General features: G+C 41.6%; 21 protein-coding genes. 5 read left to right on the top strand and 16 right to left on the bottom strand.

All coding sequences use genetic code 11. The features are described from left to right. Positions 1-30 precede the first annotated feature (30 nt). Together aroC and prmB are read right to left on the bottom strand one after the other, a co-directional pair. Positions 31-1128, bottom strand: a complete 1098-nt coding sequence (aroC, locus tag J8Z28_RS05480) for a chorismate synthase (protein ID WP_239963925.1) — start codon at positions 1126-1128, stop codon at positions 31-33. A gap of 65 nt (positions 1129-1193) precedes the next feature. Further along, on the bottom strand, positions 1194-2129 hold the full coding sequence (gene prmB, locus J8Z28_RS05475; RefSeq protein WP_175079220.1) for a 50S ribosomal protein L3 N(5)-glutamine methyltransferase: 936 nt from the start codon (positions 2127-2129) through the stop codon (positions 1194-1196). 101 nt (positions 2130-2230) lie between these two features. Here prmB and smrB point away from each other — a divergent pair, with 101 nt between their 5' ends. Further along, positions 2231-2788 carry an endonuclease SmrB gene (gene smrB / locus J8Z28_RS05470; protein ID WP_250660046.1) on the top strand — a complete coding sequence of 186 codons (558 nt, stop codon included), beginning with the start codon at positions 2231-2233 and terminating at the stop codon, positions 2786-2788. A 24-nt stretch (positions 2789-2812) separates the two neighbouring features. After that, on the top strand, positions 2813-3733 hold the full coding sequence (locus J8Z28_RS05465) for an AEC family transporter (RefSeq protein ID WP_055020736.1): 921 nt from the start codon (positions 2813-2815) through the stop codon (positions 3731-3733). Here the strand turns inward: J8Z28_RS05465 and J8Z28_RS05460 are convergent. The 6 genes from J8Z28_RS05460 to sixA form a co-directional block, all read right to left on the bottom strand. Beyond that, entirely contained in the window at positions 3725-6967 is a 3243-nt protein-coding gene (locus J8Z28_RS05460) for a toll/interleukin-1 receptor domain-containing protein (protein ID WP_250660045.1), read from the bottom strand. The two genes, J8Z28_RS05465 and J8Z28_RS05460, sit on opposite strands and share 9 nt — an antisense overlap. A 3-nt stretch (positions 6968-6970) precedes the next feature. Next, positions 6971-9217: an NAD-binding protein gene (locus tag J8Z28_RS05455; RefSeq protein WP_250660044.1), complete on the bottom strand. Its 2247-nt coding sequence runs from the start codon at positions 9215-9217 to the stop codon at positions 6971-6973. A 77-nt stretch (positions 9218-9294) separates the two neighbouring features. After that, positions 9295-10029 carry an SDR family oxidoreductase gene (locus J8Z28_RS05450; RefSeq protein ID WP_250660043.1) on the bottom strand — a complete coding sequence of 245 codons (735 nt, stop codon included), beginning with the start codon at positions 10027-10029 and terminating at the stop codon, positions 9295-9297. Then, positions 10026-10502: an ASCH domain-containing protein gene (locus J8Z28_RS05445; RefSeq protein ID WP_250660042.1), complete on the bottom strand. Its 477-nt coding sequence runs from the start codon at positions 10500-10502 to the stop codon at positions 10026-10028. The genes J8Z28_RS05450 and J8Z28_RS05445 overlap by 4 nt, the downstream gene beginning before the upstream one ends. Next, positions 10486-10836, bottom strand: coding sequence for a RidA family protein (locus J8Z28_RS05440; RefSeq protein WP_054562122.1), 351 nt, complete (start codon positions 10834-10836; stop codon positions 10486-10488). The genes J8Z28_RS05445 and J8Z28_RS05440 overlap by 17 nt, the downstream gene beginning before the upstream one ends. Before the next feature lie 49 nt (positions 10837-10885). Further along, positions 10886-11362 carry a phosphohistidine phosphatase SixA gene (gene sixA / locus J8Z28_RS05435; RefSeq protein WP_054562123.1) on the bottom strand — a complete coding sequence of 159 codons (477 nt, stop codon included), beginning with the start codon at positions 11360-11362 and terminating at the stop codon, positions 10886-10888. A gap of 195 nt (positions 11363-11557) precedes the next feature. Here sixA and J8Z28_RS05430 point away from each other — a divergent pair, with 195 nt between their 5' ends. Together J8Z28_RS05430 and J8Z28_RS05425 are read left to right on the top strand one after the other, a co-directional pair. Further along, on the top strand, positions 11558-14278 hold the full coding sequence (locus J8Z28_RS05430; RefSeq protein WP_250660041.1) for an insulinase family protein: 2721 nt from the start codon (positions 11558-11560) through the stop codon (positions 14276-14278). Positions 14279-14454: 176 nt separating this feature from the next. Next, positions 14455-16569: a sensor domain-containing protein gene (locus J8Z28_RS05425; RefSeq protein ID WP_502934619.1), complete on the top strand. Its 2115-nt coding sequence runs from the start codon at positions 14455-14457 to the stop codon at positions 16567-16569. Here the strand turns inward: J8Z28_RS05425 and J8Z28_RS05420 are convergent. Next, the gene (locus tag J8Z28_RS05420; protein WP_055020727.1) at positions 16566-16760 is read right to left on the bottom strand and encodes a hypothetical protein; all 195 of its coding nucleotides are present in this window, start codon (positions 16758-16760) and stop codon (positions 16566-16568) included. The genes J8Z28_RS05425 and J8Z28_RS05420 overlap by 4 nt on opposite strands. A gap of 221 nt (positions 16761-16981) precedes the next feature. On the opposite strand from J8Z28_RS05420, the gene J8Z28_RS05415 reads away from it, so the two are divergent. After that, positions 16982-17458, top strand: coding sequence for a DUF4234 domain-containing protein (locus tag J8Z28_RS05415; protein WP_054562127.1), 477 nt, complete (start codon positions 16982-16984; stop codon positions 17456-17458). Between the two features lie 61 nt (positions 17459-17519). Here the strand turns inward: J8Z28_RS05415 and J8Z28_RS05410 are convergent, their stop codons facing one another. From J8Z28_RS05410 to efpL, 7 genes are all read right to left on the bottom strand, one after another. Then, positions 17520-18839: a DUF58 domain-containing protein gene (locus J8Z28_RS05410; RefSeq protein WP_250660039.1), complete on the bottom strand. Its 1320-nt coding sequence runs from the start codon at positions 18837-18839 to the stop codon at positions 17520-17522. Further along, on the bottom strand, positions 18836-19819 hold the full coding sequence (locus J8Z28_RS05405; protein WP_054553208.1) for an AAA family ATPase: 984 nt from the start codon (positions 19817-19819) through the stop codon (positions 18836-18838). The genes J8Z28_RS05410 and J8Z28_RS05405 overlap by 4 nt, the downstream gene beginning before the upstream one ends. Beyond that, positions 19816-20964: a DUF4350 domain-containing protein gene (locus J8Z28_RS05400; RefSeq protein ID WP_239963813.1), complete on the bottom strand. Its 1149-nt coding sequence runs from the start codon at positions 20962-20964 to the stop codon at positions 19816-19818. Before J8Z28_RS05400 ends, J8Z28_RS05405 begins: the two co-directional genes overlap by 4 nt. Next, a complete protein-coding gene (locus J8Z28_RS05395; protein ID WP_250660038.1) occupies positions 20954-22414 on the bottom strand; it encodes a hypothetical protein in 1461 nt (486 codons plus the stop codon). Before J8Z28_RS05395 ends, J8Z28_RS05400 begins: the two co-directional genes overlap by 11 nt. Continuing rightward, a complete protein-coding gene (locus J8Z28_RS05390) occupies positions 22404-23354 on the bottom strand; it encodes a stage II sporulation protein M (RefSeq protein ID WP_054562132.1) in 951 nt (316 codons plus the stop codon). The genes J8Z28_RS05395 and J8Z28_RS05390 overlap by 11 nt, the downstream gene beginning before the upstream one ends. Beyond that, positions 23351-24079 (bottom strand): RDD family protein, encoded by a 729-nt coding sequence (locus tag J8Z28_RS05385; RefSeq protein ID WP_250660037.1) that lies wholly within the window; start codon positions 24077-24079, stop codon positions 23351-23353. Before J8Z28_RS05385 ends, J8Z28_RS05390 begins: the two co-directional genes overlap by 4 nt. A 146-nt stretch (positions 24080-24225) precedes the next feature. Then, on the bottom strand, positions 24226-24798 hold the full coding sequence (gene efpL / locus J8Z28_RS05380) for an elongation factor P-like protein EfpL (protein ID WP_055020721.1): 573 nt from the start codon (positions 24796-24798) through the stop codon (positions 24226-24228). Between the last annotated feature and the right edge of the window lie 69 nt (positions 24799-24867).

Genomic DNA, 24867 nt, shown 5'->3' with positions numbered 1-24867 from the left:
TAACTGCGTTTACTTTATTTAAGACTGCGCTTAAATCGAACCTTTGATTGGTCCATGTTCGTGGCTTACATGTGGGTTTTGACCACGTTGGCGCAATAAGTGATCCATTAAGGTAATCGCCATCATCGCCTCAGCAATAGGAATTGCACGAATACCTACACATGGGTCATGACGTCCTTTGGTGATCATCTCTACCGCTTCGTTGCTGGTATTAATGCTGTTACCCGGAATGGTAATGCTTGAAGTTGGCTTAAGTGCGATAGAGGCAATGATGTCTTGCCCTGTCGAGATACCTGCAAGTACACCGCCCGCGTGATTTGATGTGAAACCATCAGGAGTTAACTCATCACGGTGCTCAGAGCCTTTTTGCTCAACCACATCAAAGCCATCACCAATCTCAACGCCTTTTACCGCATTAATGCTCATTAATGAGTGTGCAAGCTCTGCATCTAGGCGATCAAATACTGGCTCACCAAGACCAACAGGCACATTTTTAGCAACCACTTTAACTTTAGCGCCTACCGAATCACCTTGTTTTTTTAGGTCGCGCATGTACTCATCAAGCGCTTCTAGCTTGCTGGTGTCTGGAAAGAAAAATGCATTGTTTTCCACTTCATCCCAGTTGTAATCTTCAGCTTTAATTGGCCCAAGCTGGCTCAAACAAGCACGCACTTCAATACCATGAAATTGTTTTAGATATTTTTTTGCAATTGCACCCGCCGCTACACGAATCGCAGTTTCACGGGCAGAAGAGCGACCACCACCTCGGTAATCACGGATACCGTATTTATGCCAATAAGTATAATCACCATGACCTGGGCGAAATACCTCGGCAATTTTGCCGTAATCTTTTGAACGTTGATCGGTGTTTTCAATCAGTAAACCAATGCTAGTACCAGTAGTTTTACCTTCGAACACACCTGAAAGAATTTTTACTTCGTCACTTTCGCGGCGCTGTGTTGTATAACGACTTTGCCCCGGCTTACGACGGTCTAAATCTATTTGTAAATCGGCCTCGCTAATTTCAAGGCCTGCTGGTGTGCCATCAACAACGCCACCTAATGCAACGCCGTGGCTCTCACCAAAGGTGGACACTTTAAATAGTTGCCCGATGCTATTACCTGCCATTAATTTTCCTCATTCCTAATGACTACTGAGACCGAGCCCTCAGGCTCGGCTTTTAAAATCTGCTGTTAATCTGCGAAATATTTAACAAGCTGCTGTTTGCTGATCACAAACACGCCAAGACCACCTTGTTCAAATTCAACCCACTCAAATGGTGCGCCTGGGTACAGCTCTTCCATATGTACCATAGAGTTACCAACTTCGACAAATAACAAACCGTTATCAGTTAGATGCTCTGCGGCTTCAGCTAAGATGGTACGAGTAACATCAAGACCATCATGACCCGATGCTAAACCAAGCTCTGGCTCGTGATGGAATTCACGCGGTAAATCAGCCATATCTTCAGCATCAACATACGGTGGGTTAGCTACTATCAGGTCATATTTTTGACCCGGAACGCCACTAAACACGTCTGACTGAATTGGCAGTACACGGTCATTTAGCATGTAATCGCTAATATTAATATCAGCAACTTCGAGCGCTTCATATGAAATATCAACCGCATCAACCTGTGCATCTTCAAATGCTTGTGCAAGTGCAATAGCGATACATGCAGAACCGGTACATAAATCAAGAATGCGCGTTACTGAGCTTGGCTCTTCTAACCAAGGCGCAAAGCGATTGTTAATTAACTCAGCAAATGGCGAACGTGGAATTAACACGCGCTCATCAACATAAAACGGCATACCTGCAAACCACGCTGTGTTGGTCAGGTACGGTACTGGCGTACAATCATTAATACGCTCTGCAATTAGTTCAGCTAAACGGTTTTTCTCGGTGCTGGTTAAACGCGCATGCATTAACTCTTTTGGCGCATCTATTGGCAAACTTAATGCAGGTAATAGTAAGCTAACTGCTTCATCCCACGCATTATCTGTGCCGTGCCCAAAGAAAATACCACTGCTGGCAAATTGACTGGTTGTCCAACGTAACCAATCATGCAACGTTGAAAGTTCTGCAATTGCCTCGTCTAAAATTGCGTCTTCTATCTGGAAATGGTTCATGTATGTTCCTTAACTTTCAAAGTCTGTTCTGACGCGTATTGTACCGTCTTTTCAGTTGGTTTTTACTCGATTTTTAGCGTTTTTTTGTTTAGACTGCCGCCATGAAAAAAGATCCCCACGCCAACAACCACATTAGCACTGACGATATTGAATTATTTCGTCAGAGTATCAGTGGTGCCAAAGCATTTAAACAAGACACTATTCGATTCACCAATAAGCCTAAAGTGTCACAAGCGAAGCAATTTTCCCAGCAAAAAAAGCAACATCAGGCAGAATTTTTCTTTTCTGATGAATATGTACCAGACATCGACACTCATGGCACCGTAAGTTATGTCAAACCAGGTCACGATAGCTTTTTAGCAAAACAACTTCGCCGTGGAGATTACCCACCAGATTTAACCCTTGATTTACATGGCTTAAATAAAGAATTAGCCAAAGATGAGTTGGCAGGTTTAATTCATGAGTGTAAAAAACAGCATTACTATTGCGCTTGTGTTGTGCATGGCATTGGTGAGCGCATACTTAAACACAAGGTACCGCAATATTTAGTTCAACACCCTGATGTGATTGCTATGCACCAAGCGCCTCTTGAATTTGGTGGTAAAGGTGCAGTACTTATTTTAATTAATCTTCCACAAAGTGATGAGTTCAGACGATAACGTCTTCTTATCATAAGGCCTAAAGTGCATATTTTTTCGATTATCTTTCCACTGATTTTTATCGTGTTAAGTGGTTACATCAGCTCGCGAAGCAAGTTTTTATCGAAAGAGCATATAGCAGGTTTAAGTAAGTTTACTTTTTATATCAGTGTGCCTGCTTTTCTATTTTTAAATATGGCCCAAGCCGATTTACAAAATAGTGTGTCCATTGCGGGGTTTTTGAGCTTTTACATCCCGGTATTGGCCATTTACGCACTTGGCTATGTTCTTGACCGCTACCTTATTAGCAAGCAGTCTGCGCCGTCACGTCATGCTGTCTTTGCCCTTGGCAGTAGTTACTCAAATACGGTACTGGTAGGTTTACCTATAATTATTGCTGCACTTGGGCAACAGATGGTCGGCATTGTGTTTATGATCATCACTTTTCATAGCGCACTTTTGTTTACCCTTACCTTTTTGCTCAGTGCTAAGTCGCAGCAAACATTCTCTTGGCGAGCATTTGCTAAAAACATGCTGCTGAATCCAGTCGTGTTAAGCATCAGTAGCGGCTTGGCTGTTAACTTACTTGGCTTTACACTTTTTGATAATTTAGCAAATGGCCTGAGTCTACTTGCCAAACCTGCCATTGCCTGTGCGTTGTTTGTATTAGGGGCGAACCTTGCGTTTTATAAAGTGGCCGACAACTTACAAGCCTCAATCATCGCAACCATCATCAAGCTAGTTGTATTACCGTGCGGGGTCTACTTTTTTGCAGGCAGCGTATTCAATCTAGAGCAATCATTACTGAACGTGTTAGTACTTTTAAGCGCCTCTCCTTTAGGGGTCAACGCTTATCTAATCGCCAATCAAATTAAGCAACACCAAGCGACACTGGCAAGTAGCGTCGTGCTTTCAACAGTATTGAGTGTGGTGAGCTTTAGCATCTGGTTAAGTATTTTACTTTAAACATCCTCGCACTTGTTTTTGCTGAACATTTAATGGCGAAATAAAGTTATCTTCACGCTGTTTTTGCGTTAAGCAGTTGCGTCTTTTTGGCAATGCATTTTTCGCAGCATCATTAATTTCACGACTCAATGCGGGTAAGCTAAACAACTTGCCTTGATTAGCTAATATAATTAAGCGGTCAGCATGCTCATCAAACGCTATTTTTTGCTGTTGATAATCATCAACCTGATAAAACAGCTGACCCGTGTCAAGATGATAAATACTAGGCTTGCCTTGATTAATTATTAAATATTCTGCTGATGCTGATAAGCTTAAATCCCCAGCTTCTTCAGTGGTGTTAAATCGATAAAGTTCTTGCAAGCTAACAGTGTCAACAACCACAACAGCTTTGTCTTTTAATCCAATAACCAGCTCACTCCCCTTAACAAGTAGGTCTGCAATATCAGACTGGAAGGTCAGTTGTTTTAAAACCTCACCGGTTTGCAAATCCAAGATACCCACTTTACGCTTGGCTGCTTTTATTACCAAACGTTTTGCTTGTGACACAAAGTAGGCATCAAGAACTCGGGCTATTTTAGTTGTATTAAACTGCGGCTTTTTCGCTTGTAAATCATAAAGCATCACCCCTTTTTTATTATTACCTAGCAATAAATAACGCCCATCAGCACTCAGCCTAGGCTCGGTCATTATGGTATCTTCAATAAGGGGGATTTCGGCGATGCTTTGTTCGCTCATCAAGTCAACTAAGTAAAGCGCTTTTTTGTTCCAAGAATCTTCAATAAATAAAACAAAATGCTGTGCTTCATTTAATAACACCACCGAAGACGAATCATATTTGTCACCAAACTCAATTAAGCTGTTCTTTTCTAGATCAAATACTTGGTGATTGCCATAACCACATTCCACACTTATAAAGCGTTTTGCATTGGCTACATCGGCGATATTAACACGATGTCGTTCACACAAATCTATGCGTCGAACAAGCTCACCACTCAAGCTATTAAACATATAAAGCTGGTTTTTATTATCAAGGCTCTGTGCTGTTAGAGTGTGCCCGTCAGTGCTAAATTCAGCGCCCCATAAATTAATTTTTTCGCTAAGTGCTATGCTAGGGCTATTTTTCAGTAATGACCAAATTGAAATACTTTTGTCATCACTCGAGGCGTTAACCAACTCACTGTTTGTTAAAACAAGCTTTGTGCGCTGATTAATTTTAAAGTTATTAACTTCAATACCAGTTGCGACATCCCACACACGCACATTTTTATACGCTAATGTGATCAAAAGCTTACCGTCTGGTGTAAATGCGCCATCTTCAACATTTGAAAAATGGCTAAGCTGACTACCTTGATTTGTTTTGATATTCCAAAGTGTCGGTGCCTTTTCTAAACTACGAATAAAATCAGCATTTTCGGTTGTCGATTGCACTTGGTTAACAGTGGCCATTGCATAAACGTATTCTCCATTTTTACTCATCAAGGTATGAATATGCGGAGTAACTCCTTGTTGCTCGCCACTTTCAACTGCTTCAACACGGGTACCATTTAGATCGTAAATAACGAAGCCTTGGCTATCATTGGTAAAGCCTGTTTGTCGAGCTAAGCTATTTTTAGCTGTAAAATCATAAGCTAAATCCAATGAGCGTATTTCATTTCCATTTTGAGCGTTGAAGAGTTTAAGTGGCCCCACGAGCTCAGGAGTCGTTAAAATATAGTGACCATTTGGGCTAATTTGAATGTCTGCCAAGCCGTATTGTTGAGAATGTTTAACATCGTATAAAAGCGCATTATTAGTGACATCCCAAGCAATGAGCCGGTCAAAATGACTGCTCATATAAAGGGTTTTGTTATCAGGACTAAATACTAGGTTTTTTATCTCGGCTTTAATTTCGGTGCTTTGTTGTTTGGTTAAGGTATCACTATCCCAAACACTGACTTCGCCCTCACGAGTCGCTATAGCAAGTTGTTTGTTATCACGGCTCAGACTAAAGCCTTGAACAAACTGTTCAGTTTTAAGCAGTTTATCTTCGTCACTGTCTGTTATTGATAAACGCTTAACTTTGCCATTTGAAAGTACAAACAGCTGTTCATTTTCAACATATTGGTACTGTTCAATTTTTTCTTGTGCTTGATAATAAAAGTGTTTGTTATTGGCATAAATCGCCCGACGCAATTGCCCTATTCCACCGGGCATTGGACGCTCTCCGCCATATAAACCGGGTAGTGCATTGAGGCCTAATAGCAACGCAGTATCATGCTCTCCATCATCGTTAGCTTGACGGGCCCTATCAAGCAAAAAGCGACTTTGATTTAACAATGAAGCATCACGCTGCTCAGTTGCTATTTTAGTTTGCTGTTGCGCAAGCTGTTCATTTTTAATGGCTTGTTGCTGTTTAATATAAGCAAAAACACCCGCTACCACTGCAATAACAGCCAGCATAGCGACGGCGCTTAACCATTGGCGCAAACGCTTTGCCTTTTGCTTAGCAAGTTCTAATTGATAAGCTTGGTCGCGCTTAGTTAATGCCCCAAGTGGCACACCTAAAATGCCTGCGATAATTTTTAACAGCATCAATTTTTGTTGAGCTTGGTATTGCTCAACATATCGAGCTAAATCTTGGCTTGAAAATTCAGTGCGCGATTTTAAATACTGTTTATATGCTTCAATTGAGGTCCAGCCTTGTTCAAGCTTGCCATCATGATTAACCCGAAAATCAGCCGCTAGAGGCTCAGCTAATTGTGTTGTTGGGTTGCCCTGTGCGTCGTAAGCATATTGTAAGGGCTTTGGAAAACATTCATCCTCTGGCGTAACCCCTTGCGATTGCTTTGTTTTATCCCAGCTTGCATTTGGTTCACCGTCAATCATTGCGGCAATAATTTGATCGCTTCGGCCTAACTTTTTGAAGTAATCGATTTCATCTGCAACATAAGTAGATGCCACTGCGTTAGGCGAACATAACACAATAAGCAGTTGAGTATTATCTAGTGCACGTGTAATTGCATTGCCAAGATCAGCATCGGCTGGGAGCTCTTCTTCATCGCGAAAAATGGGGAAAATACGCTCAGGGATCAACTCGCCACGGGCGTTTTTTTGACCCACTAAATCTTTTGGGATTTCATAGGTTTCGATTGCTTGATGCAACCAGGTTGCCCACTGCCGTCCAGTTTGCTTATTATCAGCGTGACGATATGAAATAAACGCCAAGTATTGATGCTTAACTAACTTCTCACTCATTAGCTAATCTCTCTTAAAGTCTACAATACGCACTTCAGCTTTAAGTCCCTTACTAGTAAACGGGTAATGGCGCTTAAACTGTTCAGGCACACCATGCTGCCACCAGTTTACAACATCAGCTGTACCGCCAATTCCTCTGCTAGGTTGAGAATCCCAAACAGCTATCAGCTCGTCGGCCATAGCAACCAAGTGCGCTGCTAAAGAGGCATATTGCAAAGCACGAGACTCATTAGCTGTATCTTCCATCTCGGCTAAACTTCGATAAACAGGGGGGATTTCTGCAAACCACTGTGCTTTGGCGAGCAACTGTTCAAACTCACTATCTGGTTTACTAAAATCCAATTTATACAGTTCGTAAGCCATGGGCAGTAGAGCAATAAAACTAGCGTCTAAACGGGTTAGCGCTCGTTCTATTACTAATCTATCAGCTCCTTCAGCCAGACCAGAAACAAACTGAAAATGACAATTTGGATGAGCCTGCTTAAGCGCATCTAACTGCTGATCAATGTCTCGAACCAAAGTGTCATGTTGCTGGCTTTCAAGGTTTGTGAAGCGATGGCCTGTGACTGCCACGGTGACCACTTTTTCAATGCCAAAAGGTTGCGTTGTATCTTTTGCCAGTAACAGTAAATCGTTAACAGCTGCGGCAAAAAAATCACTATTACCTTGCTGCTGTTGTTGTGTTAAATCATGCCAAGGTTTTATCAGTGTATGGCGTTTTGCAATATTTGAGCGAGTACTAGAAAACTGCCAGCCATCAATTTTACGCTCAGCGCACCAGCGAGCATGTTCCATCGACGACATAATATTGAGCTCGTTATCTGATAATTCAATGCTGTTTGAGTGGCTGCTAAAACGTGCATTTACCATCGCCAGTTTTTCACGCCAACTCAGCGCAAAAGCTCTATTGGCTTCCTTTAAACTATAAGGTAGGTCTTGCCATGAAGTAACATTATCTTGATTTGCTTGATAGCTTTGTTCGTGAGCTCGCTTAGCTAACACAGAGCCACGAGGCTGAGTCACTGCGCTAATATTGATATCTTTACTGTTATCATTAAAAGCCACCAAGTTATCAGGTATTTGCCTTGTTTTAGCTTGTTGTTGTTCACTAAATTCGGTGTAGCTAGTCGCGTAGTAAATGGGTGCCATAAATAAGCATTCAACTAGCATCTTATTGCGAAGTGTCAAAGCGATTGAGAAACAGTTTAATTGCTGTGTATCGAAAATATAAATTTGCGTTGCATTAGAAATGATATCGAGCAGCAGTTTATTATCTGCGATTAATTCATGAACTTGCTTATTAATAACATTAAGCTCAGCGGCAGCGTCAATAGCTGTAAGCTCTGCACTCAACTCTGCATTAGATTCGGTAGTGATTAAAGTGATTTTTACCGGCTTTAAACTACTGTAGATAGCACTTTTCGCGTAAGTTCTTGCTAAATCTAACGCCGCGTCATTACTACCAAAAATAACCAAATGAACTTGGTCTTTTCCTTGAATATTAAGCAGTGGTAACGGCGAATGCTTGGCAAAAAGCTGCTCTGCTAGTAACTGGCTTTTACGCCAAAAGCGTAATTCGGTGCTGGTATTCTCAATAAATCGAGGGAGTTGTTTAAGTTGATCCGCTAATACCCGACTATGCAGATGTACAAAAACGGGCGCTTTCAAGTTGGGTAAGTTAGTAAGTACTTGCTGAGCAATAGTAATGTTATGGCTATCATCGCCACAACAGAAAAATACCGCCTCAGCATGCTGTAAATGAAGCTTATCAGCAACTGATTGATTAATATCACCAACATGCACAATCGCACCTTTTTGTTTCAGTAAGGCAATATGACTATTTTCAGGGTTACTTTCGATTGCTATAACTGATTTATTCGCAGCCAATGCAGATAGAGCAATGGCAGAACCTTTATTTCCCAAACCCACAACAAGCTGAAAGTCAGAGCGAGGCCTCAGTAAATATACAATGAGCTGCTTTGCACCATCAAAAATTAGATAAAAGAAAATTAATGCTGTCGTTAAGGGGGCTGCAAATCGAGCAAATTCAATGAACGGGTTCATTTGATTGGTTTTATAAAGCTCTTGTGTCCAATCACCACTAAAAGCAAACAGGCCCGCAATTGCATATATATTGTTAGCTAAAGGTTCACTCCAGCGTGTTGTTTGCGATACACCAAACAGCCCCACCAACATAATGAACATAAATAAGCCGAACAGAAATAAAGTCGATTTCTTTTGTGAATCCATGGGCTACCTTGGGTTATTTTTATGGTTTATATTAGGAAATAATAACCCCTCAAAGCAGTTACCACCAGCAAGGCTTACTAAAGCCCACCCGATACGTCTATAAAACTGCCCGTTGTGAATGAGGCTTGCTCACTTGCCAAAAAGTAAATCGCTGAGGCAACCTCGTCAGCTTCACCACCTCGCCCTAGCGGTAACTTAGATTTTAACCTATCAACTCGGTTTGCTTCACCGCCATCACGGTGCATATCGGTATAAATAAGGCCTGGCCTTACCGCATTAACTCGAATACCTTTACTCGCGACTTCTTTGGCAAGGCCAATCGTGAAAGTATCAAGCGCTCCTTTAGATGCAGCATAATCTAAATATTCATTTGGCGAGCCTGTTCGCGATGCACCCGATGAAACATTGACAATACTGCCTTTGTCCATACGCTTTATTGCTTCTCGCGCGCACAAAAATGCCCCTGTAACATTACAACTTAAAATAGCGTTGATACGCTTAGCATCCATCTCTAATAACGGCATTTGCGGCATCATCATCGCTGCGTTATTAACTAACACATCTAACCGCGAAACCTGAGCATCTAATTTGGCGAACATGGCGAGTACTTGCTGCTCATCGGCAATATCGGCTTGCAACAAATAAGCATTCACGCCAAGCGCTTTAATCTCATCAGCGACCTGCTCTGCACTTGCGTGATCTGACTTATAATTAATACACACATCATAGCCATGTTTAGCAAATAGTTTTGCTGTTGCTGCACCTATACCGCGGCCGCCTCCGGTAATAAGAACCACAGGATTCGTGCTCATTCTGACTCCTTGAAAACTAACTTAAACTGCTCACACACCAACGGCATCTCAGGGTGACATTGATACTCTGTGTCCGCGAGCTCTCGCTGATAATAATCCCAATGCACACGCTGCCAGTACTCAAGGCTCTTGTCGCCCTCGCCTTCTAATGCGGCGTAATCGGCGCTTATTTGATTATATGGGGTAATAGTTACAGAGACGGTTTCAATTATGCCGAGTGGCTGTCCCTGCCAATTGGTAAAAATGGCTAAATCACCAACTTCAGGAAGGGCTTCATTATTGGCTTTAAACCAATAAAGTGAAGGGGTTGTTGCTTGTTTTACGCCATTTAAAACCAGCAATGCGCAGTCATTGGCATCTTGCTCATTGTCGCAAAAATGCCAATGTGGCAGTTCAATCAGTTCGCGCCCTGATTGCTCATTAAAGCGAGCAATCATCTGCGCAATACGCTGCTCGTTACTTAACGGCTGCAACGACAGAAATCTCAACTAATAATGCATCGCGCGCCATTTTTGCCTCAACACAAGCGCGAGCTGGTGCATGACCCTGTGGCACCCATGCATCCCAAACAGCGTTCATCTGTGCAAAGTATTCCATGCTCTTCAGGTAAATTGTGGCACTTAGCATGTGCTCTTTGCTACTACCTGCTTCAATAAGTAGCGCTTCGACCTTATCTAGCATGGTTTGAGTTTGTTCGGTGATATCTTTTTCGGCATCAGCACAAACTTGGCCGCATAGGTATACTGTGCCGTTATGCTTAACGATGCGGCTCATACGCGCACCGGTTTGTAAACGTTCGATTGTCATAGTAAGAACTTAAAAAATTAACAGTGGCGCTAATTTAGCAAATCCACTGTTAGATTTCGACGTTATTTGGCGAGTGAATACTGAGGTACTGACTGCGCTGTTTGTGTTCATCATATTCGATAACAGCAACCGCCCCTGTATTGAAGATTGGCATATGACCAGGGCTTAACTGATCAACTAAGTAGCTAACGATGGGCATATGGGCAACGACCAACCAGGTATTGCAGTCTGGATGCATAGCAATCAAGGTTTCTAGGTAATCAGCAGCAATTTGCGGTACACCATCGGGGGTAATATCACTGCAAGTTTCGTTAAATTGTAACGAAATATGTTGCGTCGCATCCAAAGCAGTTTGTTGTGCGCGAATGTAAGGGCTTACCAACAGAGCATCAGGTTTATGGTGTGTCGCTAACCACTGCCCCATTCGACTGGCTTCTTGGTGACCGGTCTCGGTCAGTTGTCTTGCTGCATCATCTGCTTGCATTGGCGTAGCTTCGCCATGGCGCATGATTAAGATTGTTTTCATAAAAAATCAACCGATTAAAGAATATAAAACAGTAGCCAGTTTGCTTGATTGTTCGCTATATTAGAATATCATCACTAGATACATTAAACATCCGCTTATGATATTCAGGTAGATTTTCGTAGCTCTGTCTTTTTTAGCTTTCCTGAAAATATCATCTGTTGTTAGGACATTAACGCACTCTTTCAGGAGCATCTTTTGAATATCAGCCGCAATGATAACAGAACATATCAACCCCTAACACTGGACAATGGTCTAAAAGTACTTTTAGTGCAAGACTTAGAGTCAACAAAATCAGCGGCTTCAATGGCTATTAACGCAGGCCATTTCGATGACCCCCTTGATAGGCAAGGTCTCGCGCACTTTTTAGAGCATATGCTTTTTTTAGGCACTGACCTGTACCCGGAATCGGGCGGATTTTCTAATTTTGTATCGCAATCTGGTGGCAACACCAATGCCTGGACTGGCACTGAGCACACTTGCTACTTCTTTGATATTAATAACCAACAGTTTGCTGAAGCACTGGCACAATTCAGTCGTTTTTTTATTGCCCCACTCTTAAATCCTAAAGAGACAACAAAAGAACGTAATGCTATAGACGCAGAATTTAAACTAAAAATAAAAGATGACGGCCGCCGTATTTATCAGGCTCATAAAGAAACGGTTAACCCAGCACACCCTTTTGCAAAGTTTTCTGTCGGTAACCAGCAAACCCTCGCGGATCGTGAGGGATGTATCAGTGATGAGCTACGCGCTTTTTTCGATAGCCATTATCAGGCTCAGTGGATGACACTTGTGATATGTAGCAATGAAGATATTGCGACCATGACCACCTGGGTAAAACGGTTATTTAGCGAAATTAAAGGTCAGCCAAAAAGTAAAGAGATCATAGAACAGCCACTTTACCGTAAACAAGACTTAGGTAAGGTGTTACACATTGAGCCACATAAACATATGCAAAAGCTCATTATTAGCTTTGCGATGCCAAATATAGATGACTTTTATCGTCACAAAACCGTTAGTTTTATTGCCCACTTACTCGGCTACGAAGGCAAAGGGTCGCTGTACTCTATTCTAAAAGAGCAAGGCTGGATCAATGCCCTTTCAGCGGGTGGTGGCATTAATGGCAGTAATTTCAAAGATTTTAACATCAGTATGGCGTTAACTGATGAAGGTATTGAATACTATGAAGATATCGTTGAAATGGTGTTTGAGTATATCTGCTTAATTAACCAAAACTGCGATAAATTGCCGCGTCTTTATCAAGACAAAAAGAACCTATTACAAATCGCCTTTGATAACCAAGAAAAAGCGCGCTTAATTGATTGGGTAAGTAACTTAAGCATTAATATGCAGCATTACGATGAAGCCAACTATGTGCAAGGCGATTATTTAATGGAAGGCTTTAACCGTTGTGCCCATGAAATTGCTATGCAATGGCTAACACCTGATAACATGCGCTTAGTACTCATTCATCCAGGTGTTGAGCCTGAGCACACCACTGCTTGGTACAACACCCCATATAAAGTAGAAGACATCTCAGCAAGTTGGTTAGAAGCGCTTAGTGAAATAAACACGCCATTACCACAGATGTGCTTACCAAGTGCTAACCCATACCTCACAAAAGATGTTGAACTATTACCATTAGACGAGCCAAATAAATCACCTGAGCTTTTAGTCACACGAGACGGCTTTGATTTTTGGTTTAAACAAGACGCAACTTTCAGAGTAGCTAAAGGGCATTTTTACTTAGCAATGGACTCAACCTTTGCAATTAAAGATGTTAAACACATGGCCCTTACCCGCTTATTTGCAGACCTGTTTATGGACAGTGTTGCTGAGCAATTTTATCCAGCAGAATTGGCTGGTCTTAGTTATCACTTAACCTCTCACCAAGGTGGCTTAACCCTACATACTGCGGGTCTTTCATCGAGTCAGTTAGAGCTGGTTAATGAGTTACTTGAAGCACTCTTTAATGTTGAAATCTGCGCAAAACGCTTTGCTGAATATAAAAAGCAGCTCGTTAGACACTGGCGAGACAGCAATCAAAACAAACCTGTTAGTGAGCTATTTAGTATTTTGGGTGCGCAAATCATGCCATGGAACCCAGAGCCTAATGCCTTAGCACAAGCTTTAAAGGATACTAGCTTCCATCAATTTAATTGCTTTAGAAATGAGTTTTTTAAAGCCTTGCACGTTGAGTCTTTTTTACATGGTAACTGGCAACGTAGTGATGCGCTTAAGTTCCAAAAGCAAGTGACTAAACACCTAGCTGACAGCACCACAATTATTGATTTAACGCGACCACTTAACGATATAACCGAAGTAGATCAACAGCGCTTCACGTTAAATTGTAGCGATCATGCGATGGTGCTGTACTATCAAGCACAAACGGATGACACTTCCGAAAAGGTGCAAATGATGGTACTTAATCATTTAATAAACCAAGATTATTTTAATGAGTTAAGAACCAAGCAACAGCTCGGCTACTTAGTTGGTGCGGGCTATGCTCCTTTTAATACCCGTGCTGGTATTGCTTTTTACGTGCAGTCACCTATGCATAGTGCTGATGAGATACTTCAGCGTCACCAGCAATTTATTAATAATTATGTGGCACAAGTAAACAACATTTCTGAGCAGCAATGGCTCGATACCAAAGCAGGTCTTGTTACACACATTGCTGAAAAAGATAAAAATTTACGCTTACGTTCACAGCGCCTATGGTTAGCTATTGGTAATCGCGATACTGAATTTAATATGCAACAACAGCTTTTAGAGGCACTTGATAAGTTAAGCCTTACTCAAATGCAGCAGTATATTACCGAAACGTTCAGTGAAAACAGGCCAAGAATAGAACTTTTAAGTGAGCCAAAGGCTAAAAAACAGCCAAAAGCAAGCCTTTCTTCGCATTCTCTTTGACTCGAACGCGAGCTTAGATTAGATTAATTGGTGCGAATTACGGTAATGCATTAATGATAAAAATAATAAAAATGATTTCTGCTTTTTTAACAATAAGTATGGCTGGGATTTTTTCAGCATCCGCCAGCCCCATAGAGCTTGAACAGAGCACATTGCTGCTTATTCCAAGTGCTATTATGATGCTGTTATTGCCGTACCTATTATTTATAATTTTCAAATTAAAGCGCTCTCGAAAACAACTGCGTATTTCAGAACATCGCTTAAAAAGTACCGTAGAAGGCAGTGGCGATACCCTCTGGGATTGGAATATTAAAACCGGAGAAGTGCTGCGAATTAACGATAAATACACCTCAGATACAAACAGTAGCAGCGGCTTTCCCCCTAACCGCGAATTGATTCACCCACACGACTTACAACACGTTGAAACAGCACTAAAAAAACACTTTGCCGAACACACCGCCTTTTTTGAAGCAAGTTACCGGATTAAAGACAGCCTCGGTCGTTGGCATTGGGTACTAGATCGCGGCAAAATCATCGAAAAAGACGCAAACCTCAACCCTTTGCGTATGACAGGCACTGTAAGAGATATTTCTCAGCTTAAATCAACAGAAGCCCGTTTAAACCTATTCGCTAAATGCGTTGAGTCGCTAACTGACGCCATCGCCATTTTCGATAAAAACTTTAAGCTGGTTGACTTAAACCCAAGCTTCTTAACGCTATTTGGTGGTACCCGAGAGCAATATTTAAAGAAAGATTTTACCTTAAATGGCTATGACCAAAGCTATGTGGATGAAATTAAAGCCACCGTAAAAGCCACGGAGCATTGGCAGCAAGAGGTTAAACTTCGCAATGCGAAAAGGCAGCTGTTACCGATTGAAATTTCAATTGATGAAATCAAAAATGAGCATAACCAAATATGTAACTATGTCGTTGTGTTTTCAGATCAAACTGAGCGTAAAAAAGCCGAATCACAATTACATAACTTATCGAACCGAGACCGCACAACGGGCTTACCTAACCGAAACTTATTTTTCACCAACCTGAAAAAGCTCGCTAAGCAAGATAACCATCAAGCTTTATTAGTGTTTGACCTAGATAACTTTAAAAAAATTAACGACTCTCTGGGTCACCAACTTGGGGATAGCTTGCTATCTAAGCTTGCGATGCGCTTGAATAAGTTAACCCGCGAAAAAGATGTGTTTTATCGCCTAGGCGGTGATGAGTTTGCACTGGTCATGTCGGGTACCAACGATATTCATACCATTACTCGCATGGCAAAACTCTTTTTAGCCGCCATTGCCACACCTTTTAATATGGCGGGTCACGAACTAGTGATCACCTCAAGTGTCGGTATCGTGCTGTTCCCTGAAGATGGCAATACCCCAGAACTATTACTTAAAAATGCGGATACAGCCATGTATCACGCTAAGAAAAAAGGCAATAGCTATCTGTTCTTCAACGACACTATGAACCGTGAAGCAGTTAAACGCTTACAAATCGAAAACTTAATGCGTTACGGCTTAAAAGAAGATCACTTTGAAGTGTATTACCAACCGAAAATGAATATTCGTACAGGTAAACTCGATGGTATGGAAGCTCTTGTGCGCTTTATTACCCCGAAAAAAGGTGTGATCAGCCCAGGAGTGTTTATTCCTATCGCTGAAGAAACTGGGCAAATTATCGAAATTGGTGAAGTTGTTTTAAACAAAGCATGCCGCGATGTAAAAGCATGGATAGATCAAGGCTTATTCAACGGTCGTGTTGCTGTGAACTTATCAGCTAAGCAGTTTAGCTTACCTGATTTAACCACTCGTATTGATGTGATTTTGCAAAAGAATGAATTGCCCTCTTACTTCCTTGAACTGGAGATCACCGAAGGTACGGTTATGGACGACCCTAACGAAGCAATTGCAGTAATGCGTTCACTCAGTGCTCGGGGTATTCACCTTGCGATGGATGACTTTGGCACGGGTTACTCATCTTTAGCCTATCTTAAACAGTTCCCGCTTAATACCTTGAAAGTTGATAAAGCCTTTATTGACGACATGCAATCAGAGCGTGGCCGCAATATGGTTGACTCAATTGTGACTATTGCCCATAACCTTGATTTGCATGTGGTTGCAGAAGGGGTTGAACAAGCCGAACAGGTTGTGATGTTAGAGCAGTTAAAGTGCCAGACGGTTCAAGGCTACTACTACTCTAAGCCACTGTCTCAGCCTGAATTTACCGCCTTCCTACAAAAACAACTCGATAAATCTGCGCCGAGCCTGTTAAAAACAGCAAAAGTTTAAGGGCGCCAGCCACAAGATTGGCGGCCAACATGGCGCACAAATGCGCGGCGATAATGCACGTTAAATAAACACCAAGCGATAGGCCCAAGCATTCCACCTAGCAGCATCCAACGCTTTACCGGCATCCCTTTAGACAAAGACTCTAAATACATCACCAAAATAAATACACAGCTCAAAAATACAAATAACACACAGCACCTCATTAAAATCTGCGGCAGTGTACATAAATTCAGCAACCTTTAAAACTTCACTCATGCTATACCCTCTATAAGGCTTATTTATACTGACCTTTATGGTAGTTAACCTTACTTTCTAGGCTGTTGAAATGATGTACAAAAACCAGCCTCACTGCTATTATCGGTACGTGCAATTTGCACAAAGGAATATACAAAAATAATTATGAGGAATCGTTATGTCTGAAGAATCAGCTAACATCTATGAAGCGCCAGAAGCTGAGCTTACACAGCAAAATACCAGCGGTAATAAACCTATTTTAAACTTTGACCGCTTTTCTGCTTGGGGCGTGTTCTTTTTATGTCTTTTCACATTTGGTATCTACGCCGTATACTGGCTAGTAAGCCGAACCAATAAAGCCAATGCATTAGCAAAAAACCAGGTAAGCCAAGGCTTAGTTTATGGCTATGTTGCTTTGTACATTGTGAATATTGCGTTGTCTTTTACAGGAGTTTCACCTGAAATTGGTGGTATTGTGTCACTGATTTCGTTTGTTGTTGCCATTGTATTAATTTTCTCTCTTCGTACATCGATTAAAGAGTTGATTAATGAAGGCAGTAATGAACCAGTTCATTTAGGTGGTATTTTAACGTTTTTCTTTAACGTTATTTATTTCCAATACAAAATTAACGAAGCTATTGATAATCAAAAATAATCGTTTCGTTATTTAATAAAAAAGGCATTGAATTCAATGCCTTTTTTATTGCTAGCTGGTCTTACAATGCCCCGGAGTGCTTCACATTTAAATAGGTGTTAAGCACATGCGGTAGCAGCTGCTCAGGGTTACAGTCAATGGCTATTACACCTTGTTTTTTCAGCTTCGCCATATTGGCTTTATGTGAATTTAGTAGTGCTAATGCTGCACAGTAACTGGTTGCATCTTCGTACTTTTCAATAGGCTCATCGAGCACCTCATTTACAGCACGGTTATTAATATTAATAAGTGCCACTAAGTGGTGTTTTTGTAATAGCTTAATTGCAGGCATTAACTCATCAATGCTTTGCTCATCAAGGGTGGTAACTAATAACACTAAAGAACGTTTACTGCGTTTAGCGATTAATTGGTTCACAGCCACTAAATAGTCACTGCTGCTCTTATCTGGGTATAGATCATAAAAGTGATTCATTACCCGTGATACATTCTGCGCACCTTTTACATCAGGTAACCAACGCAGATTTTGGTTAAAGCTTTGCATGCTAAACCAATCACCTTGCTTTAAAACTGTGTGTGACAGCAGTAGCAATGCATTTAAAGCATGATCAAAGTGGCTGCCTTCATTGGCTTCTATGGCCATTTTTTTAGAAGCGTCTAGCATCACTATGACATGTTGGTTTTGCTCTTCTTGATACTCACGAGAAATGAGTTTTCGACGCTTACTGGTCGCCTGCCAGTCTATTTGCCTAACACTATCACCTTGGCGGTATTCGCGTAGTTGCTGAAATTCGATACCATCACCGCGCTTTTTAGTGAGCTTTAAGCCTGAAATAGGCTTATTCACTACGCCATTTAAATGCTGCTTTGAAGTAACCCGGCTAAAATCGGGATACACTTTTAATTGAATTGCTTGCTCAGCTAACCAGTTTGTTTGCCAAAGGCCAAATGGCGACCCTACCCTAACTTCAATGGCACTGATCTGCGCATCACCTCGTTTGTGAGCGCGTAAGCTAAAGCTCTGCTTTGCTTGTTGCATTGCATCTATAAACACCGTTTGCTGTGGCTTTTGTAGCTCAATTGCATTACTTAAATGAACACTGACATCTAGCATGGTCGCATGCTTCGCTTTATTTTTAATCACTAGCTGCAATGCTTGGCGGCGATACAAAGCCATGTTGAGACTCGTTTGTGCACTTACTTCAAGTAAAGGCTCTGACTTCGCCGCTATGTAATCTACAAATGCGAGCAATAAAGGCACTAAGAGCAAGGCCGTTAGCACTAAGCTGTCAACTGATGCAATGGCACAGACAAGCAACAATAACAACAACAAAGCTGTTAATTGTACTAAGCGTTTTGCAGGTCTATGCTTAATGCGATTCATGAGCGTGGTGCTTCAACACTGGCTAAAATGGCATTGATCACTTCATCAAATGACACCCCTTCCAGCTCCAAATCAGCCGATAAAATTAATCGGTGTCTTAAAATATTCACAGACACTGACTTCACATCATCAGGAGTTACAAAGTCACGGCCATTCATTAATGCCATTACTTTTGCCGCTTTAATGATATTAATTGAGGCACGTAACCCTGCGCCGTGGAGCACACCTTGCCAAGTTCGTGAACTACGCACGATATCGACGGCATAATTCAGTATTTGTTCGTCTACTAAAATATCTGCACAAAGCTGTTTAATTTCAGCAATTCGCTTAGCATCCAATACCGCAGGGAGCTGCTCTACTTTGGTTTCATTAGAGACAATTTGTGTATTCAGTTTTAAAAGCTCAACTTCCGATTCATGAGAAGGAAAACCAAGCTCCACTTTCATCATAAAACGGTCTAATTCAGCCTCAGGTAGTGGGTACGTCCCTTCTTGATCTAATGGGTTTTGAGTGGCTAATACCATAAACGGTGAATCAATAGATAATGACTCGCCATCAATGGTGATTTGTTGCTCTTGCATCACCTCAAGAAGAGCTGATTGCGTTTTAGCTGGTGCACGGTTGATTTCATCAGCCAGCAAAATATTAGTAAATGCTGGGCCTTTTTTGATATTAAATTCACCTGATTTCATATCATACAAACTATGACCAACAACATCTGAAGGCATTAAATCCGGTGTAAACTGCACTCGCGAAAAGTCTACATTTAAGCTTTTTGCTAAGGCTCTAACCAGTAGCGTTTTACCAAGCCCTGGAACCCCTTCAAGTAATACATGACCACCCGCAAAGAGCACCGTAAGCACATCTTCAACAATAGCATCTTGACCAACTAACACACGCGAAATATTATGCTTTACTTGTTTTACTGCATCAGCTGCCTCAACTAAGCTCATGCGATTAGTGTCTAATTCCGTGCTCATAAGGCATTCCTTAATTGTTTAAATCGTTTTATATATTCTGTTCGTTGTTCTTTGGACTCAGGCAACTTGCTAGCAAGCAACTCAGCCACCTGTTGTTTTTCAAAATGAGTTAAATTAGCGATGATCTGCGCCTGCTTTTCAGCACTAAGCATCTTAAAGTTAGGCACTCGCGACTCTACTTTGGCGTAAAAATCTTTCTTGAGTGCAGTAAATAACACGGCTTCGTGACCATGCTCTGAATAAAAGTTTGCTACTGCTCGAATATGCTGATTAAAGCTGGTTTTTATATCGAAGTCAGGAGCATAAGAGCGGCCGATACGACTACTGATATGCCACACTGCAAGCACAATTAATAACAGCAACGTCACCACAAATTGCCAGCTCCAGTGCCATAATTTAGCAAACCAGTTTGGGTAAGTCAGATAAGGTACATACGTTACTTTTTCAGCCCCTTTACTTAACCAAAGCAATAAACTGCCATGATCCAGATGGCGAAGCCGGTAATTGGTAAAAGGTAACAGCGATGGCATCACAATGACCCTACCTTGACCAAATGCAAAGTCACACATCAAGGTATCGCCGTTATCATTATTTGTACTCACACCGGGGCAGTTTTCAATAAAAAAGGCACGGCTTAGCTCAAGGTCAAGCTGAGTGTTTTCATCAATTAATAAATTACTATTTTTATTCCCTTCTTTGAGCATCGCAAAATCATATTCAAAAACATCTTCTTGGCTTTGTACATTGATGCCAAGCTGACTAAAAAATACGGTGCTATCAATCGCCAGCTCATCACGTTGCCTGTTTAATACATAAATTAAACGTCCGCCATCAGCGACCCAATCAGCAAGCTGTACATCTAATTGGTAGGAGTCAGCAAGCACCGCCTCATCCAAAATTAAGATACTTTGTGGGTCTATGTTTAACTCATCACTTTGTGCTTGCTCTGCCAAGCGTTTGTTTTTATTCCAATCGATACCATTGACTTTAAGTAGCCGCTTAGCCATCGTGAAGTTATCTTTTGCCACATCACTATGAAAGCCAATTTCTATTTCTTTTTTCTGCCAATCTAAAGAAGCAATACCAGCAATAACAAATAAGCTAAACACCACTAGCACCGCTATGAGCACAACCTTAAGCTTCATGGGCTTGCTCCTTAGTCTCTGTTGTCATTGCCGTAATTTGCTCTGTCAGCTCGATAAAGTCGATATCAGGGGTTTTATGGCCCCAAGCAACCGTGACCCACGCAGAAAATAAGCGGGCAAAAATTGCTTGTCCTTGATTTGGCACCCTAGCATCAATTGCACGTTTACATTCGCGCTCAGTCATCGAGCGGTGCAAGCGCACTTCATGTTGTTGCTGCGCCCAACTCAGCGCATGATGAAGCAAATACGCCAGCGCCAAGCGGTGCTCACCTTGCTCAAAACATTGCTTTGCAGCGGCAATTAAATCTGCTGGTAAATCCTTACTTTTAATTTCTGCAAATAAGGTTGGGATAACTGGCTCTTCATTTACTTTTGTACGTTCTGGTAAGCTTAAATTTGCAAAAAAACCGCGTTTTTGCATTAGGTAATAAACCAACCAAATAACTAATAAACCGACCAGTACCCAAACAAATATGCCAAACACTTCACCAATGGCAGTAAACACATCGATAAGCCAAGACCAATCACTCTCTGATGAGCTACCTTTTGCTTCGATATTTGGCACCCACGTGGTCTCAGTTTCAATGACATTAGGCTCATTATAAAGAGCCGTAACTTGATCTTTTACCGCTTGCTTATCGATTTGCTCTGCATAGCTTGTTGATGGTTGCAGTGTAAACGTTGTAAGTATAAGTAGTGCTACAGCACTGACTACGCCTGCAAGACGGGTGCGAATATTTTTAAATGCCAGCTCGATATCCCAGCCTTCTAGTTCAACTCGACGGTGTAAATAAGCAAGGAAACCACCTGTTACAAATAACGGTGCGACTAACGAGATACTGATGATATAAATAAAGTTAAACGCTATCTCAACCCAGATTGGCGCTTCGAATATTTGGTACATGGCTTCTTGTGCAGAGAATGAATGGGGCACAAGTGCAATTGTCAGTGCCGATATTCCCATCAATAAGATAAACTCAAAATGTACACAGAACAGCATCCACAATGTCTGCTTAGGCTTAGTTGAAGCAAACAACACCTGCTTACGCTTAGTTTTGCGCTCACCTGATAGTCGTTCAAGTTGTTCTACAGGGGCTAAAAATGCTCTGTTTGGGCTAAGCCTAAAAACGGTTAAATGCGCTAACATATCAGCGATTTTTAACTGCTTGAGTGACTTTAAGCTACTCATTATGTTGACTGGCTGATTGAAAACCGCTTTTGACATGTAATCGAGTAAAGGTCGCTCAAATACAGGTTTAAGCCACCAAACAACAAAGCCACCTATGCCCCAGCTTAATAAAAGGCCAACAATCAAAAATACGGGTACTGCCATCATCAAATACAAAGAAACCAACGCTAGAGCATGCTGCTTAACTAGCAACACTGTTAAATCAAAGGTTTCGTAAGCACTGCGCTTGCGAGGATTGAAGCTAAGTCGATTAAGCTCCATAACGCATTCCCCTGTATAAGCGAAAAACGACATAAGCCCAACAACCGCTGCCAACTAAATATTTAACTTCGTTAGCAATATCACGGGGTGACCAAAATGCTTCGATAAAAGCGGCAATGACTAACATTAAAAATGCGCCAACAATCAGTGGAAGCGCTTTTTGTGCAGCCTGTTTCATCGCATATGCGCGAGTATACTGCCCAGGATTTAACAAGCCATAACCTATTTGACACCCGGCCGCTGAGGCAATGATGATAGCGGTTAACTCAAATGAGCCATGGGTTATTACAAACGAAAAAAACGGCCCTTCAAATCCAACATTCACAATGTGAGCTGCAACAGCACCAAAATAAAAACTATTGAACAATAGAAAAAAAGCAGCGCCAACACAGAACAATACGCCACCTGCAAACATCTGAAATGCGATACCAATGTTATTGTAGATATAGACCCCGAACATCATCAGATCTTGCGATGCGCCGCGCTCCGCCGATTGAACGCTACCACTAGGGTTATACATTTGTTCGATATTAAGGACAGTGCCTTGCCCTAAAAATGTATACGCAGCATCAGGGTCGATAGTTACCCAAATAAAAGCAATTAAGGCCAATCCCCAAAATGCCAATAAGTTAATACCAAGCATTAAACGATTTTCATACAGTGCACGCGGAAATGCCGTGCGGGCCACATGCCATATTTCAGAAAATTGATTGCTTCGAGATAAATAAAGGCGCTTTTGTCCTAACTGTACCAACCTGTTTATTTGCTCAATCAACACCGGGCTGTATTGACGACTTTGCGCAATGGCTAAATCATTACAGACTTTGCGATACAAGTTAGGGAAATTAACAGGTAAAGACTCCGCACTACTTTGCTCGCAAAGCGCTTTAAACTCATCCCAACTGACGCTATTTGATTTTACAAATTGAGTTTGCTTCATTGCTTACCCTCCTGCTGCGGGTAATCGCTATCGTGTTGAACTTGACCTGCAAAGTGGCGTGCATAGCTAACGAGCTGCGCCTCAATCTCATGCTCTTCAGCAAAAAACGGTGTGGCTAAAATAGCTGCCAACTCACGGCGCCTTGCATCAGATAATTCATCATGACGCTCTGCAAAAGCAAGCACCGCTAATTGCTCTTCGGTGGTTAAGCTAATGGTAGGAATATGCACTTCACCTTGAGATAATTCAGGGCGCGTAGCTAACTCATCGTCGTAAATAACCATGGTGCCTGCAGCCCAATCACCAATGCGTTTAAAACGGTTGTTAAACAACATAACCACAAGGCCTAAGAAATAGCCTATAGGTAGCATATCGGCTGGGCGTAGTAAGTTACGCACTACAATTTGCGAAAAGCTTGCCGGTAAACCGTTGTCTTGCACAACACGGATTTTAAGGCGTTTTTTACCCGGCGTTTGGCCACTTTCCATTTCAAACAGGATGTTATAGCCCCATGAAATTAAAAAGTAAGCAATTAATATAAGTCCCTGCCCAGCATCGCCAAAAAAGGCAAATACAGTACCTACAGCAAGTAAAACCAAACTACGGATAATAAAATCGATAATGTAGGCATAGCTTCGGGCAACAACGCCAGCGGGAGTTATGGCGATATCAACGCCTTCGGGGAGTTTGATGTATTCTCTGTTTTCCAATCCGTGGTTCAACATTAATCTACTACTGGTATTTATTATTGTTTTCGTAAGCCAATAATAATGCGCGTTTTTCGTTCCTTTTTCAATGAATTTTGTTATGAGCGCGTTACAAATAAAACAAAAAAACCGGCTATAAGCCGGCTTTCAAAGGGGTTACAGAATTATTTTTCTGCGCGACCCATAAATTTATGCTCAACGGTATTAATACGAATACGGTCGCCTGTTGAAATATGCTCAGGAACTTGAATCGTTAAACCCGTTGTTAAACGTGCAGGCTTCGAACGTGCACTTGCTGAAGCGCCCTTGATTGAAGGGTCAGTTTCTTCAACTACAAGCTCAACACTCGATGGTAAATCTAAGCCAACTGGCGAGCCATCAATCACAATAACGTGAAGACCTTGAGTTTCTTCATTAACGAATAAAATCTCTTCGCTGATCGCTTCTTTATTTAGGTTATATGGCGTGTAGTCTTCGTTATCCATGAAAACATACTCTTCACCGTCAATGTAAGAGAACATAGCTTCACGACGAATGAGATCAGCAAGCTTTAGCATGTCGCTGTCTTTAAATGTTTCATCAACTTTACCGCCTGTTACCACATCGTATAAACGCATACGGTATAAACTGCCACCAGCACGACCTTGTGGTACTGAACGTTGAATATCTTTAACTACTAAAACACGGCCGTTATGCTCGATAGCGGCGCCTTTTTTAACTTCACTTGCCTTAGGCATGGGTGTATTCCTATCGTTTTTTGATGACAGAAATTTACCACGTAATGGCTTTTGTTCAATAAAAATTTA

Source organism: Pseudoalteromonas sp. SCSIO 43088, assembly GCF_023650795.1.
In the GTDB taxonomy this organism is placed as follows: Bacteria; Pseudomonadota; Gammaproteobacteria; order Enterobacterales; family Alteromonadaceae; genus Pseudoalteromonas; species Pseudoalteromonas shioyasakiensis.
This window is presented reverse-complemented; position numbering and strand designations above follow the sequence as displayed.

Excerpts from the sequence above, each read along its gene's own strand:
- aroC (WP_239963925.1), bottom strand. The coding sequence starts at position 1,128 with ATGGCAGGTAATAGCATCGGGCAACTATTTAAAGTGTCCACCTTTGGT.
- prmB (WP_175079220.1), bottom strand. The coding sequence starts at position 2,129 with ATGAACCATTTCCAGATAGAAGACGCAATTTTAGACGAGGCAATTGCA.
- smrB (WP_250660046.1), top strand. The coding sequence starts at position 2,231 with ATGAAAAAAGATCCCCACGCCAACAACCACATTAGCACTGACGATATT.
- J8Z28_RS05460 (WP_250660045.1), bottom strand. The coding sequence starts at position 6,967 with ATGAGTGAGAAGTTAGTTAAGCATCAATACTTGGCGTTTATTTCATAT.
- J8Z28_RS05455 (WP_250660044.1), bottom strand. The coding sequence starts at position 9,217 with ATGGATTCACAAAAGAAATCGACTTTATTTCTGTTCGGCTTATTTATG.
- J8Z28_RS05450 (WP_250660043.1), bottom strand. The coding sequence starts at position 10,029 with ATGAGCACGAATCCTGTGGTTCTTATTACCGGAGGCGGCCGCGGTATA.
- J8Z28_RS05440 (WP_054562122.1), bottom strand. The coding sequence starts at position 10,836 with ATGACAATCGAACGTTTACAAACCGGTGCGCGTATGAGCCGCATCGTT.
- sixA (WP_054562123.1), bottom strand. The coding sequence starts at position 11,362 with ATGAAAACAATCTTAATCATGCGCCATGGCGAAGCTACGCCAATGCAA.
- J8Z28_RS05425 (WP_502934619.1), top strand. The coding sequence starts at position 14,455 with ATGATGCTGTTATTGCCGTACCTATTATTTATAATTTTCAAATTAAAG.
- J8Z28_RS05415 (WP_054562127.1), top strand. The coding sequence starts at position 16,982 with ATGTCTGAAGAATCAGCTAACATCTATGAAGCGCCAGAAGCTGAGCTT.
- J8Z28_RS05410 (WP_250660039.1), bottom strand. The coding sequence starts at position 18,839 with ATGAATCGCATTAAGCATAGACCTGCAAAACGCTTAGTACAATTAACA.
- J8Z28_RS05405 (WP_054553208.1), bottom strand. The coding sequence starts at position 19,819 with ATGAGCACGGAATTAGACACTAATCGCATGAGCTTAGTTGAGGCAGCT.
- J8Z28_RS05400 (WP_239963813.1), bottom strand. The coding sequence starts at position 20,964 with ATGAAGCTTAAGGTTGTGCTCATAGCGGTGCTAGTGGTGTTTAGCTTA.
- J8Z28_RS05395 (WP_250660038.1), bottom strand. The coding sequence starts at position 22,414 with ATGGAGCTTAATCGACTTAGCTTCAATCCTCGCAAGCGCAGTGCTTAC.
- J8Z28_RS05390 (WP_054562132.1), bottom strand. The coding sequence starts at position 23,354 with ATGAAGCAAACTCAATTTGTAAAATCAAATAGCGTCAGTTGGGATGAG.
- J8Z28_RS05385 (WP_250660037.1), bottom strand. The coding sequence starts at position 24,079 with ATGTTGAACCACGGATTGGAAAACAGAGAATACATCAAACTCCCCGAA.
- efpL (WP_055020721.1), bottom strand. The coding sequence starts at position 24,798 with ATGCCTAAGGCAAGTGAAGTTAAAAAAGGCGCCGCTATCGAGCATAAC.